This is a genomic window from Streptococcus sp. S784/96/1, from assembly GCF_902729355.1.
In the GTDB taxonomy this organism is placed as follows: domain Bacteria; phylum Bacillota; class Bacilli; order Lactobacillales; family Streptococcaceae; genus Streptococcus; species Streptococcus caledonicus.
Genome location: NZ_CACVCC010000018.1, coordinates 17,464 through 31,876 on the forward strand (window position 1 = coordinate 17,464; position 14,413 = coordinate 31,876).

The window sequence follows — 14,413 nt, forward strand, 5'->3', positions numbered from 1 at the left end:
TCCTTTTTTATTTGAATCATCAATACAGCTAGTATCAATTATTAAAATTTACCAAAATGCATCCGATAATATAGGGGGCTGTAGTTACTGAATTTTTTAAATACTTTTCCAAAATAACTTTGAGAACTATATCCTAAACTTGTTGTAATCTCTGAAAGGCTGAGCTCAGTATAGATCAAGAGTTGTTCAGCGTAAGTCATTTTTTCTTGATAAATATAGTTTTGTATACTTGTGTTAAGTTCTTTTTGAAATAATTGTGTTAAATAACTTGATGAACAGGGAATAGCTTGAGCAACTTCTTCTGATGTAATAGGTTGGTGTAAATGTTCTGTAATATATGTTTGAGCCTTAGTCACAAAAGGATGAAAAAATGCTGAATCAGATGGACTTATGAGTAAAGAATTTTGTTTTGTGTATTGTTTGACTAATAGGGTAAATTCAATTTCTGATTGGCGGATATGAGCTATAATCTCTTCAAGTGATGTTAATGTTTCGACAGCTGAAATAAATTGATCACTCATGGAGTAAGCAATTTCTGGCGGAACCCCACCTTTCATTGCAGAACGACTAGCTAAGGTTATGACAACAATTGCTAAATTTTTAAAGTTTCTCAATTCATTATCTGCTAAGATTCCTATCTCACCAGTGTAGACCTCTTCCCAGCTTTGTTTTAATTTAACAAGATCACCTTGAGCAATACTATTTTGTTCTCTTAATTCTTGTTGGTAAGAATTATGGTGTTGAGCATGTTCTCTATTGTTGAATAAAAGTGCTGTTGATTTACCCTTGATCTGCTCAAAGGTCATCCTAAAATTAGAAATCCAAATTTCTTCTTGATTGAGTTCGTAGTTATGCAGGCAATTATGAAGTAATAAAGAATATTCTACAATAATCATCAAAGTATTTGTGGGTAGTGTATTGACTAATTGTGAAAGGTCTAATGGTTGTGATTGAAATTGATGCTTAAGAGCTGTAGAGTTGAGTGCTTTCAATGGGCCGATAATATAGATATCTTGTTTATATTTGATGAGTGAAAAGACAATATTATTATTGTAGGTAATGATTTTGGGGCAAGAGTGATTTCCTAGTGTCAGTAGTGGATACTCTAGGATTTCTTGACAATTTTGATAATGAGCGATGATATCAAAATTGTCACAATAACTTTTTATCAAATTATGCTGATGGTAGTGTGTAACACATGTCTGTAGTTTTCTAGAAATATATTTTAAAAGATAATTTTCAGCCATGCGATGTAACCCCTTTCAGAATATGATTGTATTTTACCAAAAAGTAGTGAAAAATGATATAAAAAAGGATATTTAGACTTTATAATGATGTTTGTAAAAACGCATACAAAGGAGAGTTGTGTAATGAAAAAACAAGTATTTAATCCCTATTTACCAAATTATGAATATCTTCCGGATGGAGAACCAAGAGTGTTTGGGAATCGCCTTTATATTTATGGAAGTCACGATAGATTTGGAGCAGATTATTATTGTTTAAATGATTATGTTACTTATTCGGCTCCCTTAAATGATTTAAGCGACTGGAGATATGAGGGAGTTATCTACCGGAAAACTCAAGATCCTTTTAATGCCGAAGGGAAATTTAGTATGTTTGCACCAGATGTAGTACAAGGTCCAGATGGTCGATATTATTTGTACTATGGTATGGATTTTTATAGTCGAATTTCTGTAGCAGTTGCTGATAGACCTGTAGGTCCATTTGAATTTTATGGCAATGTTAAGCACGTAGACGGTGAATTGTATGGTTCTGATCCTATTTGTGATCCTTTCCAATTTGATCCCGCTGTATTAGTAGACGATGATAATCGAGTTTACCTCTATACAGGTTTTGGACCTGGTAGAGAAGTAGTTGAAAACGTTAAAAAAATGATGGGAATTACTCTGGGTGATACCGGTAATTACGTTGTGGAATTGGACCAAGATATGCTTACGATAAAGACAGAACCTAAACAAGTTATCCCAAATCAATGGGATAGTGAAGGAACTGGTTTTGAGGGACATGAGTTTTATGAAGCTAGTTCTATTCGCAAATTTAGTGGAAAATATTATTTCATTTATTCTTCTGTTTTGAGTCATGAGTTAGCCTTTGCGATGAGTGATAAGCCGACCGAAGGTTATGTTTATGGTGGCAGTTTACATTCTAATGCTGATTTGGGTGTAAACGGCAATCAAGTGGCGCAGGCTTACTGGGGGAATAATCATGGATCTATTGTAGATATCAATGGAATCTATTATATTTTTGGGCATCGTCAAACAAATTATAGTGAGTTTTCAAGGCAAGGCATTGCTGAAGTTATTCAAATGAATGAAAAAGGGTTATTTGAACAAGCAGAGTTAACCAGTTGTGGATTAAATGGTGGACCGCTTCGAGGTTTAGGGACTTATTCAGCAGCGATAGCTTGTAATCTCATTGGACCTAAAGGTGCTATGAAAAGTGTCGAAGTTAATTCAGAAGCTTTAAAAGCAATACATCCTTGTTTAACTCAATTTGAGGAAGATAATGAAAAACGTGAGTCCCAATATATCCATAACCTTTGTGATAGTGCTATCGTAGGCTATAAATATTTTGAATTTAGTTCTCCAAAATGTCTCTCAGTAGAGGTTCGTGGGGATGCGAATGGCTATTTTAGCTTTAGTACGGAAAGATTTGGGAAGGAAGTGGCAAGAATAGAGGTTTCTAATAGCTCAGAATGGGTAATTTTAAAGACTAATTTCTTAGTTGATTTACAGGGGCAGAAAGCTCTTTATGTCACTTATAAAGGACAGGGAAGTATTGATTTTAAATCAATTACATTTGCTTAAGGAGGATGGTATGAAAGAGATATTATACGGTGCTGCTTATTACGATGAGTATATGCCCTATGATCGCTTAAAAAAAGATATAGCAATGATGTTAAAGGCCGGTATCAATGTTGTTCGCATTGCTGAGTCAACTTGGTCCACCTATGAAAAAGAACCAGGAAAATTTGATTTTTCAAGTGTTATTCGGGTTATTGAAGCTATGAAAGAAGCCGGTATTAAAGTGATTATAGGAACACCAACTTATGCTGTTCCATCTTGGCTGATATCACTGGATCCGACAGTTATGGTTGAGCGAAAAGGAAGTGGTCGTGCCATTTACGGTATGCGACAATCAATGGATATTACCAACAAGACTTATCTTCATTATGCAGAGCGAATTATTAGAGAGCTGATGAAGGTATCTGCTAATTATGATAATGTGATTGGGTTTCAAATTGATAATGAGACAAAAGCATATGGAACATCTAGTAAAAATGTTCAAGTGGGTTTTGTTCAGTATCTGAAAAAACAATTTCATAATGATATTGAAGCCATGAATAAGGCGTTTGGGTTTGATTACTGGAGTAATCGAGTAGATTCTTGGGAGAATTTTCCTAATGTTAACGGAACTATCAATGGAAGTTTAGGTGCAGAGTTTGAAAAGTACCAGCGTTTATTAGTTGATGACTTTCTTCAGTGGCAGGCAGATATTGTGTCAGAATATGCTAGAGATGATCAATTTATTACCCAGAATTTTGATTTTGAGTGGCGAGGATACTCGTATGGTGTTCAACCTGAAGTGAATCACTTTAAAGCTTCTAAAGCTATTACGATAGCAGGATGCGATATCTATCATCCAGCACAGGATAAATTAACAGGATTAGAAATTGCCTTTTGTGGAGATAGTACGCGTCAGTTAAAGAAAACTAATTATCTCGTTCTAGAGACGCAAGCTCAAGGCTTTTCTAACATGATGCCTTATCGTAATCAACTTATTCTTAATGCTTATAGTCATTTAGCGAGTGGTGCAAATGCGGTTATGTATTGGCATTGGCACTCTATTCATAATTCTGCTGAGTCCTATTGGAGAGGCCTTTTAGCTCATGATTTTGCTGAAAACAAAACCTATCAAGAAGCAGTTGTTGTCGGTAATGAATTGAAACGTTTATCATCGAAGTTAGTTAATTTGAAAAAGACCAATCAAGTAGCCTTATTAATTAGTAACGAAGCTTTAACCGCTTTAAAATGGTTCCCGATTGATATTAAATCCGATTTTTCATCTACACTATCTTACAATGATATTGTTAGAGCTTATTATAGGGCTCTTTATAGTCTAAATATTGAATGTGATATAGTTTCAGTAGATTCAGATGACTGGCAAAATTATGAAGTGCTTGTTGTTCCATCACTATATGCAGCACCAGATGATGTTTATGAACGCTTATCATATTACGTAGAGTCAGGTGGGAAACTGTTGATGAGTTTCAAATCAGCTGTTGCTGATGAGTATGTAACCATTTCACATGAAGGAACACCTCATAAATTACAAGAGGTTTTAGGGTTATCTTATAACCAATTTGCATCTCCTACAGGCCAAACCCTATCTACGAGCTATTTTGAAAATGGTGGTGTAGTTGAAGGATTTTTAGAATTTCTACAACCAACAACTGCTCAGATATTAGCAGAGTATGAAGATAGTCAATGGTATGATAATGTAGCTATCACGGTTAATCATTTTGGTAAAGGGAAAGCAGTGTATGTAGGATGTCATGTTGATGAAAAATCTCTTATGAAGATTATTGAAAAAATTTTTGAAGATCAATTTAATTATGACTTATCAAAATATCAATTCCCTATTATTGTCAAAAAGGGAAAAAATGATTTTGGTAAATTAGTGACCTATTTGTTGAATTATTCCGATCATACCCAGCAGGTTGTTGCAGAACAATCAGGTTTAGACTTAAGAAATGGCCGACAGATTTTAGAGGGACAACTACTTAGTATTGCCTCTTGGGATGTTATTATTTTGGAAGAAAATTAATCAATATTATTAAAAGGAGTTTTAATGATGGCAACAAAGAAAGAGTTTGGAATGACTTATAATCCAGATCCGCAAAGTAAACTTAGTTTTCTAGAACGTTTTGCTTATGGGACAGGTGACTTTGCAGGAAATATTGTTTATTCTGCGATTTCGATATTTTTAGTTTTTTATTACACAGATGTTGTTCATGCGGATGCTGCAGCTGTGGGTACCATAATGTTAGTTTCACGGATATTTGATGGTATTAGTGATATTATCATGGGGATTATTGTCGATCGTACGAAGTCAAAATTTGGTAAAGCTCGTGTATGGTTAGCTCGACTAGCTATTCCTTACGCTCTCAGTGCCGTTATCTTGTTTTCAGTACCGACAAATGCTAGTAATACCTTTAAGCTGATTTATATCTTTTTAAGCTATAATTTAGTATCAACAGTTATTTTCACAGCTATTAACGTTCCTTACGCAACAATGAATGCAATGATGACGCAAAATCAGTATGAGAGAACGTTATTAGGAACCTTTCGGATGTTATTAGCAACTGCTGGAACATTATTTATTAATACCTTTACCTTAAAAGTTGTTAATGCCTTTGGCGGAGATGCGAAAGCTTGGACACTAACATTTGTTGTGTTCGGGGTTTTATCAATTGTTATTTTCCTATTTTCATTCTTTTTCACTCATGAACGTGTTATTGAGGAACAAAATAGTGACACACCGAAAGCTAATATAGCTCAAGAATTTGGAGCCTTATTAAAAAATAAATATTGGTTAATTGTAGCGCTTGTTGTTTTTATCATGTATTTTTCTCTAACTGTAGGTGGTGGAACGGCTATTTATTATGCTAAAGCAGTTCTCAATGATCAAAACCTAGTAGGACCACTTGGAAATGCGACAACAATAGCACAAATTGCAACAATGTTTGTGGCAGCTCCTCTATTTGTTAAACGCATGGGGAAAGGTAAAGCCATGGTTTTGGGAATGTCGATATCCGCAATTGGATATTTGATGACAGCCCTAGTTGGAGCAAATTACACATTGATTATGGTTTCAAATGTTATAAAGGGTATCGGTAACGGTTTTGCAGCTTCATGTATGTGGGGAATGCTTTCAGATACCATTGAGTATGGTGAATGGAAAACAGGAATTCGCAGTGCAGGGCTTGCAAATGCTGCCTCTTCATTTGGTTCAAAAGTGGGTTCAGGTGTAGCGGGAGCTGTTCTTGGTTGGGTAATGGCTGCCGGTGGATATGACGCGACGGCAGCAACGCAATCTGCAAGTGCAGTAGCGGCAGTAAGCACCTTATATATCTATCTTCCGCTTGCTATCAGTGTCATTTCGGCTGTCGTTCTTCTAGTATTCTACAAATTAGATAAGGAATATGATGGCATTATCGCAGATTTAGAAGTGCGTAAGGGCATTAAATAGTATAATAGATAATATAAAAAGAATACTCTCTCGTTACGTCTCACTAATGAAAGGGAGTAGCTTTTTAACATGATGAAGGAGATAATAATCATGAAAGATTATTTAAGCATTGATATTGGGGGAACTCAGATTAAGTATGCCCTTATTGATAGGTCTGGGAACATTATTGAAAAATCAAATAGGTCGACTCCTGATAACTTACCTCATTTTTTAGAGGCGATTGATTCTTTGGTTACGCATTATAAATCAAGGATCAGAGGTGTGGCTATCAGTTGTCCAGGTAAAGTTGATAGCAAAGAAGGGATTATTTATTTCGGGGGTTCGTTACCTTTTTTGCATGGTTTAAATTTACCAGAATACTTATTAGAACATTACGATTTACCTACCACGGTGATTAATGATGGCAAAGCAGCCGCTCTTTCAGAATTGTGGCGTGGAAATTTACAAGGGATTGAAAACGGCTTAGCCTTAATTCTTGGAACAGGAGTTGGTGGAGGTATTATTTCTAAGGGAGAATTGCTCCAAGGAACTCACTTTCAAGCGGGAGAGTTAAGCTTTACAGCTGTACCAGTAAGACCCTTCGATTTTCAAAATATTTATGGGGTAAAAGGCTCCGCTGTTAGAATGATTGAGACCTGTGCAGAGATTCTTGGTTTGGAAGATACTAAAGATGGGATGACTGTGTTTAAAGCGATCAGTCAGAAAGATGGACGTGTCTATCCTATTTTTAGAGATTACTGTCAGGGTATTGCTTATTTGATTTACAATGTTCAAGCTGTATTAGACATGGCGCGCGTTGTCGTAGGTGGAGGGATTAGTGTTCAAGAGATTGTTATTGAAGAAATTAGAAATCAATATCAGATCATTTTACAAAAACTAGGAGATTTTTCACAAATGATTACCCCAGTGGAGATTATGCCATGTGCTTTTCATAATGAAGCTAATCTATTAGGAGCTTTATATCAATTTTTATTAACTGTTGAAGGGAACCACTAGAGCACTTACATGACTATGGCTTTAAAAAAATTGCTGATATTATGAATGCCAAAAGTGATTATTTTGTTTTTAATGATAATGACTTTTGCTTTGACAGGGGGAGCTCTTTTAATATTATTGTGTATTACTATAAATGATCCGATATATAAATATAGAAAGATTTTACCTTTGATTCCTAGAAAATGATTTTCCGTATCAGAAATTTGTCATTCTAATGATTTTAGGTTATGATAAAGTCACAAAGTTAGGTCAGTAGCTCTGCTATTTTCCTAAAGAGAAAGGAACAAATAAAATGGCAAAAAATATTACAGATGCAACGTTTGAGGCAGAAACAAGTGAAGGTCTTGTTTTGGTTGACTTTTGGGCAACATGGTGTGGTCCATGTTTGATGCAAGCACCAATCTTGGAGCAGTTATCAAACGAATTGAGCGAAGATGAACTTAAAATCGTCAAAATTGATGTGGATGAAAATCCAGCAACAGCTCAAAAATTTGGCATCATGTCAATCCCAACACTCCTCTTCAAAAAAGATGGACAAGTGGTCAAACAAGTGGCAGGTGTGCATACAAAACAACAACTTCTAGCAATCGTAGAAGAATTGAGCGCTTAAAGTCTTAATAAGTTTATAAAAAAATCTTAGAGCGTGTGAGTTCTAAGATTTTTTGCGTACGACGGCATATCGTACATCTGAGGTGCAAGTCCTCCGTGGGCATCCGCTGAAGGTAGAACCCAATAGCGACTCTGCATCCTGACTATCGTGAGGTAGCGGATTGAGGTTGGGGAAAAACTCAAATTTCCGCCTTGCTATTGAAAATTGAACAAAATAAAATGGCTTAGAATCAACGTTTTTTGACGACGTTACTCTAAGCCATTTGCTATTTTTTAGACTTTTGCCCAGCCTCAAGTCTGACGTTAGAAATTGTAACCGTCAGAGGAAGGGATAGCGAAATCGTGGCTCTACGAACAGAAACGTGATATCAAGGCGTAAATAGGGGATGAGGAGGCCCAAAACTCTAAAGTCCAAAAAGGTGGTCGTAACCTATGTGCGTAAATCACGAGAGTAATTGAAGTCGGACTAAGTTCTGTGTGAAAAAGATAATTCTTTCTAGAGTCTCAGGACTCTTCGTCGGAATTCCTATTTTCACTTAGACCTTTTAACGTCCTCATATCTTGTGTAAACGAGGAAAGATGTACGACTTATCCCGTGAGGTCTCGTGAGCGTCAGTTAGACGTAGTAACAACGAACCATAAGATGTTATTCTAGGTCATAGTAGTGATGAAGCTCATGTAATAAGAACAGAGAGAAGGATCGAACGATTAAATGATTATCTATCTAATACTCAAAGAAAATCAAAATCAGACTAGGCGGTAAGCCGTAGATAGTACTGGAGTACAGCAAGGTGAAAGAAACGACGTATTATTTTGATTTTCAAAGAGTATAACTGATTTTGTTTGCCTGACACCTAGTCTGAAACGATCATATTCGCGGAACGTATATCGAAAGAGGTTGTTCATAAATATAGGACGGTATAGGAAGAACAGAACCTTATACAGATAGATGTGGGAACGAGTAGAGTTCTCGCTGAAGTTTAATTGAACCGCTGTGTGCCGAATGGCACGAACGATGGTGTGAGAGAGCCTAGAGAATAGCCTATACTCGATTTATCTAATCTAAAATGCCTAGTCTGGCATTTTCAATTCCCAAGAAAGTTGAAATAACTTTGGCGGCACCACCATAAAGTGTGGCCATTTCACCTAATTCACTGTTAGAAATGGTAAGATGTTGTGCAAATCTACTAGGGACTTCTGCTTTTAAAACAGCGATTAGTTCGGGATTTTTTTGGAAGATAGAACTATTGATAATGATTAAATTAGGGTCGTAAAGCATGGTTAGATCATTCACACCAATAGATAACTCCCAAATTTTTTTATGAACAATACTTCTCACGACAGGATTGTCATTGTTGAGTTCATGAGTGATTAAGTCAGAATCAACGTTTTGAATATCTGTTTCTGCTGTGAAAAGTTCATAGATTGCTTTATTAGAGGCATATTTTTCTAAACATCCTCGATTGCCACATGGGCAACGGTGCCCGTTAGGGTAAAGAATAGAGTGACCAATTTCACCAGCTTGACCGTGGGAGCCTGTCTGTAATTCACCTTTTTGGATAATACCTGCCCCTATACCTGAGTGGATACTGATGCTAATCATGTTGTCTTGGCTATTTTTTGAAAAAGTATATTCACCCAGAGCAGCTAAGTTAGCTTCGTTTTCCAAATAGATAGGGTATGAAATAAATTTTTCGAGTTCTTCTTTTAAATTGATTTTATCTAAATCATAGGATGGCGTAAACTGTATTTGATCATCAAGAACGATACCATGGATACCGAGGCAAATCCCAACAATCCCATGAGTCGTTTTTGGCAAGGACAGTGTTGTTAGTTTATTGATGACATTTAAAGTGGCAGAGATGACATTTTCTGTGCTTATAGGAGCCTTTTCTTTGACCTGATGTATGGAATGCCCATTGAGATAGGAGAGCATGCCATGAACATAATTACTTCCAATATCTACAGACAGAGCAAGCCCAGCTTGGGGGTTGAATGAAAGATTGATTGGTTTACGTCCACCACTTGTTCCAGCATCTCCAATACTACTTTCGAAAATAAGCTGTCGCTCGATAAGTGCCGATGTAATAGAAGACACGCTGGCTTTATTTAAGCCAGAGTGGTTAGCAATATTCGCACGTGAAATAGGTTGGTAATTGATAATTGTTTTTAAAACGAGAGCTTCATTTTGCTCTCGAATGAGGTATTTATCTGCGATCATAAGCAAAGATCTCCTTAATGTTACTATTAGTTTATACCAAAGCTAAAAAAAAAACAAGATTTTTCAATGAAAGCGCTTGACAAAAATAGCATGAGGCGTTATACTGCTATTGTAAGTTAGTTCATCGAACAAACAAACTAAATTTAAATCATTTTAATAAAAAGGAGAAACTTTATGACTTATTTTCCAAATGTAGAAAAAGTTCAATTTGAAGGACCTAAAACTACAAATCCCTACGCTTTTCGTCATTACAATCCAGAAGAAGTAGTGGAAGGGAAGACCATGCGTGAGCATTTGCGCTTTGCCCTTGCTTATTGGCATACCATGACTCAAGATGGATCTGATCCATTCGGCTATCCAGTGAACCAGCGTACATGGTTTGGTGCTACTCCAATGGAAACTGCTCATAATCGTGTTGATGCTTTCTTTGAAATCCTTGAAAAATTAGATGTTGATTATTTCTGTTTCCACGATATTGACATCGCACCAGCTGGTGACTCTTTGGAAGAATTCTTTGCTAACCTTGATGAAATCACTGATCACATCAAAGTAAAAATGGAAGAAACAGGCAAAAAATTGCTTTGGAACACTGCAAATATGTTCTCACATCCTCGTTTCAATAACGGTGCCGCTTCTTCAAATAACGCAGAAGTCTTTGCTTACGCAGCTGCTCAAGTTAAAAAAGGTCTTGACCTTTCTAAAAAACTTGGTGGTGAAAACTATGTTTTCTGGGGTGGACGTGAAGGTTATGAAACTCTTCTTAACACAGATATGAAATTTGAACAAGATAATATCGCGCGTCTATTTAAAATGGCAGTAGCTTACGGTGAGAAAATTGGTCACAAACCACAATTCCTGATTGAACCAAAACCAAAAGAACCATCAAAACATCAATACGACTTTGATGCTGCAACAACTATGGCTTTCATTCAAAAACATGGTCTTGAAGGTGACTTCAAACTTAACTTAGAAGCAAACCACGCAACACTTGCAGGACATACATTTGAACATGAATTAAACGTAGCGCGTGATTACGATGCACTTGGTTCAATTGACGCTAACCAAGGTGATGTTCTTCTTGGATGGGATACAGATGAATTCCCAACAAATATCTATGATACAACATTTGCAATGCTTCAAATCCTTGATAATGGTGGTCTAGCACCTGGTGGTATCAATTTTGATGCTAAGGTTCGTCGTTCTTCGCATGAAATGGATGACCTTCTCTTTGCCCACATTGCAGGTATGGATACTTTTGCACGTGGTTTGAAAGCAGCAGCTAAACTTCGTGAAGATCGTTTCTTTGAAGACCTTAAAGAAAAACGCTACGCTTCTTATAAAGAAGGTGTTGGTGCTCGTATTCTTGCTGATCAAGAAGATCTTGAAAGCTTAACTGCATACGCTCTTGAACATGACAATCCTGTTCTTGAATCTAGCCACATTGAATTAGTGAAATCTCAATTGAACGATTATCTTGTTTAATCTTAATTATTAATGCTGAAGGAGCATGTCGTTGTAAGGTCAGCGATATGCTCTTTTTATGAAAAAAGGAGGAACACATGTCTTACGTATTAGGAATTGATCTTGGCACAAGCTCCTTAAAGGGACTCTTGGTTGATCAATCAGGAAAAGTTGTGGCTTCAGCGTCTGCTGATTATGGTTTAATCCATTTACAACCTGGTTATAGCGAACAATATCCCAGTGATTGGGTAGTCGCTTGTGATAAGGTATTTGAAGAATTGGTTGAAACGGTCTCTGATTTTACGACTGGGCTCGAAGGAATTAGCTTTTCTGGTCAAATGCACAGTTTAGTGCTTTTAGATGAAAATAGTGAGGTTTTACGTCCAGCGATTCTTTGGAATGATACACGTACAACGGCTCAATGTCGTACGATTGAAGAAAAACTAGGTGATAAACTTCTTGGAATTACTCGTAACCTTGCATTAGAAGGATTTACCCTTCCTAAAATTCTTTGGGTTCAAGAAAATAAGCCAGAAGTTTGGTCTAAGGTGCGTCAGCTCATGTTGCCAAAAGATTACTTGGGATTTTATTTAACTGGAAATTATCATACCGATTTATCTGATGCTGCAGGTACTCTTCTTTTAGATGTTGAGAAGGCAGAATGGTCAGAAGAAGTGGCTAATATCTTTGATATCCCGCTCAGCTATTTGCCAAAAGCAGTGGGAGCTTCAGAACAGGTAGGTACTGTGCGTGCTGAGTTGAAAGAACGTTTTGGCTTGCAAAAAGAGGTTAAAGTTTTTGCTGGTGGGGCAGATAATGCTTGTGCAGCAGTCGGTGCTGGAATTCTCTCAAGTGAAGTCGGTATGGCAAGTATTGGAACTTCTGGTGTTTTCCTTTCTTATGAAGGAAAAGAGACGCCTGATTATGAAGGAAAATTGCATTTCTTTAATCATGCTCTCAGTGAGAGTTACTACTCTATGGGGGTAACTTTGGCGGCTGGTCATAGCCTTAACTGGTTCCGCGATACCTTTGCAAAAGAGCAGAGCTTCTCAGACTTACTAGCACCAATTAGCCAAATCCCAGCAGGTAGTGATGGCTTGTTGTTTACACCATATATCGTTGGGGAACGTACTCCTCATGTTGACAGCAGTATTCGTGGTAGTTTTATTGGAATTGATACCAGCCATACTTTAGCGCATTTTTCTCGCAGTGTTCTTGAAGGGATTACCTTCTCTTTAAAAGATTCTCAACGTCTCATGTCTGAGGTGGCAGGAAAAACATTTACACGCATCGTTTCCGTTGGTGGAGGCGCTAAAAATAAAGATTGGCTTCAAATGCAGGCAGATATTTTCAATGCGGAAATTGTTGCTTTGACAGCTGAACAAGGTCCAGGCCTCGGTGCAGCCATGCTTGCAGCTCTTGGATGTGGATGGTTTAAAGACATTGAAAGTTGTGCAGAAACCTTTGTGGAGTATACAGAAGCAGTCAAACCAATTCCGGAAAATGTCGCTGTCTATGCTGACGTTTATGAAGATTACAAACGCATTTACCCAAATGTCAAAAAGATAAAATAGTACTAAAGGAATAGTGAGAGAAAGACTAAGAAATTTCTTTTTGAAATAGATTTGTTAGTCTATCTCTTTTTGGTAATAAGGGAGTAAAAGAGATGAAAGCATTATTTATTGGTGGAACCGGAGTTATTAGTACAGCAGTTGTTGAAAGATTAGCAAAGGATCCTCTCTGGGAAATTTGGGTGTTAAATAGAGGGAATAGGGAAAATGAACTTCCAACTAATGTTCATCAAATCATAGCAGATATTAATGATGAACAAGACGTTGCTTTAAAAATTTTGGATTTTGAGTTCGATACCGTTTGTCAATTTATTGCTTTTAGTGTTGAAGATGTCGAACGTGATTATCGTTTATTTAAAAATAAAACAAAGCAGTATATCTATATTAGTTCGGCTTCCGTTTATCATAAGCCTGTTCCTCATTATTGCATTACTGAAGGAACAACTTTAGCGAATCCTTACTGGCAATATTCACGTAATAAAATAGCTTCAGAAGAATTTTTGATGAATAAATATCGCACAGAAGGTTTTCCAGTAACTATTGTAAGACCTGGTCATACATATAGCGAACGTTATATTCCATTAGGTGTGAGAGGTAAGAATGGTGTTTGGCAAATTGTTAAAAGAATGCTTGAAGGAAAGCCTGTCATTATTCATGGGGATGGTATGTCAATTTGGCCAATGACTTTTAGTTCAGATTTTGCCACTGGTTTCTGTGGTTTAATGGGGAATCCAAAGGCTATCGGGGAAGATTTCCATGTTACTGGGGATGAGATTTTAACATGGAATCAAATTTATCAAACTGTTGCAGACGCGTTAGGAGTTTCTTTAAAAGCCTATCACATTTCTTCAGAGTTTTTATCTGCTACAGGGGATCATCTAGGTTATGATTTTAATGGAAGTCTATTGGGGGATAAGGCGGCTTCTGTTATTTATGATACAACTAAGTTGAAAAGAATTGTTCCAGAAATGAAAACTTTAGTTCCTTTTCATAAAGGCATCCGCATAGCTGTGGAATATGTACTGTCACATCCAGAAGAGTGTCAGAAAGAAGACCCTGAATTTGATAAATGGTGTGATGATTTAATCAGTGAGCTAGAGATAGTAAAAGAGAATATGCGGAAGTGGCAACGGTAGATAGCGATTGTTATCTAATAAATTCCAAATTGTCTTGAGTAGGATAATGGATTCGTTAGTAAATATCAATTTTATAGTAGAGATAAGAAATGTCTTTGTAAGTAATAATATTTTATAAAAAAACAAAAATGAAAGCGTTGACATTT

Annotated in this window: 10 protein-coding genes; 8 read left to right on the plus strand and 2 right to left on the minus strand. The window is 36.6% G+C overall.

Annotated features, from left to right (window positions below; translation table 11 throughout):
* Nucleotides 1-41 precede the first annotated feature (41 nt).
* Nucleotides 42-1,247, minus strand: a complete 1,206-nt coding sequence (locus GZ996_RS07310; protein WP_162011711.1) for a helix-turn-helix transcriptional regulator — start codon at nucleotides 1,245-1,247, stop codon at nucleotides 42-44.
* Between the two features lie 123 nt (nucleotides 1,248-1,370).
* Between GZ996_RS07310 and GZ996_RS07315 the strand changes: the two genes are divergently transcribed.
* The 5 genes from GZ996_RS07315 (at nucleotide 1,371) to trxA (ending at nucleotide 7,879) form a co-directional block, all read left to right on the plus strand.
* Entirely contained in the window at nucleotides 1,371-2,828 is a 1,458-nt protein-coding gene (locus GZ996_RS07315) for a family 43 glycosylhydrolase (protein ID WP_162011712.1), read from the plus strand.
* A gap of 10 nt (nucleotides 2,829-2,838) precedes the next feature.
* Complete coding sequence (locus GZ996_RS07320; RefSeq protein WP_162011713.1) at nucleotides 2,839-4,848, plus strand: beta-galactosidase; 2,010 nt, start codon at nucleotides 2,839-2,841, stop codon at nucleotides 4,846-4,848.
* A gap of 27 nt (nucleotides 4,849-4,875) precedes the next feature.
* Nucleotides 4,876-6,273: an MFS transporter gene (locus GZ996_RS07325; protein ID WP_202913578.1), complete on the plus strand. Its 1,398-nt coding sequence runs from the start codon at nucleotides 4,876-4,878 to the stop codon at nucleotides 6,271-6,273.
* A 90-nt stretch (nucleotides 6,274-6,363) separates the two neighbouring features.
* Nucleotides 6,364-7,269 (plus strand): ROK family protein, encoded by a 906-nt coding sequence (locus GZ996_RS07330; protein WP_232323241.1) that lies wholly within the window; start codon nucleotides 6,364-6,366, stop codon nucleotides 7,267-7,269.
* Nucleotides 7,270-7,561: 292 nt separating this feature from the next.
* On the plus strand, nucleotides 7,562-7,879 hold the full coding sequence (gene trxA / locus GZ996_RS07335) for a thioredoxin (protein ID WP_121835710.1): 318 nt from the start codon (nucleotides 7,562-7,564) through the stop codon (nucleotides 7,877-7,879).
* 1,056 nt (nucleotides 7,880-8,935) lie between these two features.
* On the opposite strand, the gene GZ996_RS07340 is transcribed toward trxA, so the two are convergent.
* Nucleotides 8,936-10,099, minus strand: coding sequence for an ROK family protein (locus GZ996_RS07340; RefSeq protein WP_161980542.1), 1,164 nt, complete (start codon nucleotides 10,097-10,099; stop codon nucleotides 8,936-8,938).
* 174 nt (nucleotides 10,100-10,273) lie between these two features.
* Here GZ996_RS07340 and xylA point away from each other — a divergent pair, with 174 nt between their 5' ends.
* The 3 genes from xylA (at nucleotide 10,274) to GZ996_RS07355 (ending at nucleotide 14,267) form a co-directional block, all read left to right on the plus strand.
* Entirely contained in the window at nucleotides 10,274-11,581 is a 1,308-nt protein-coding gene (gene xylA / locus GZ996_RS07345; protein WP_156806613.1) for a xylose isomerase, read from the plus strand.
* A gap of 77 nt (nucleotides 11,582-11,658) precedes the next feature.
* Nucleotides 11,659-13,134: a xylulokinase gene (gene xylB, locus GZ996_RS07350; protein WP_162011714.1), complete on the plus strand. Its 1,476-nt coding sequence runs from the start codon at nucleotides 11,659-11,661 to the stop codon at nucleotides 13,132-13,134.
* A 92-nt stretch (nucleotides 13,135-13,226) separates the two neighbouring features.
* Nucleotides 13,227-14,267 carry an NAD-dependent epimerase/dehydratase family protein gene (locus GZ996_RS07355; protein WP_162011715.1) on the plus strand — a complete coding sequence of 347 codons (1,041 nt, stop codon included), beginning with the start codon at nucleotides 13,227-13,229 and terminating at the stop codon, nucleotides 14,265-14,267.
* The last annotated feature ends 146 nt before the right edge of the window (nucleotides 14,268-14,413 follow it).

Coding starts and splice junctions, on each gene's coding strand:
- xylB (WP_162011714.1), top strand. CDS start 11,659: ATGTCTTACGTATTAGGAATTGATCTTGGCACAAGCTCCTTAAAGGGA.
- GZ996_RS07325 (WP_202913578.1), top strand. CDS start 4,876: ATGGCAACAAAGAAAGAGTTTGGAATGACTTATAATCCAGATCCGCAA.
- trxA (WP_121835710.1), top strand. CDS start 7,562: ATGGCAAAAAATATTACAGATGCAACGTTTGAGGCAGAAACAAGTGAA.
- GZ996_RS07355 (WP_162011715.1), top strand. CDS start 13,227: ATGAAAGCATTATTTATTGGTGGAACCGGAGTTATTAGTACAGCAGTT.
- GZ996_RS07315 (WP_162011712.1), top strand. CDS start 1,371: ATGAAAAAACAAGTATTTAATCCCTATTTACCAAATTATGAATATCTT.
- GZ996_RS07310 (WP_162011711.1), bottom strand. CDS start 1,247: ATGGCTGAAAATTATCTTTTAAAATATATTTCTAGAAAACTACAGACA.
- GZ996_RS07320 (WP_162011713.1), top strand. CDS start 2,839: ATGAAAGAGATATTATACGGTGCTGCTTATTACGATGAGTATATGCCC.
- GZ996_RS07340 (WP_161980542.1), bottom strand. CDS start 10,099: ATGATCGCAGATAAATACCTCATTCGAGAGCAAAATGAAGCTCTCGTT.
- GZ996_RS07330 (WP_232323241.1), top strand. CDS start 6,364: ATGAAAGATTATTTAAGCATTGATATTGGGGGAACTCAGATTAAGTAT.
- xylA (WP_156806613.1), top strand. CDS start 10,274: ATGACTTATTTTCCAAATGTAGAAAAAGTTCAATTTGAAGGACCTAAA.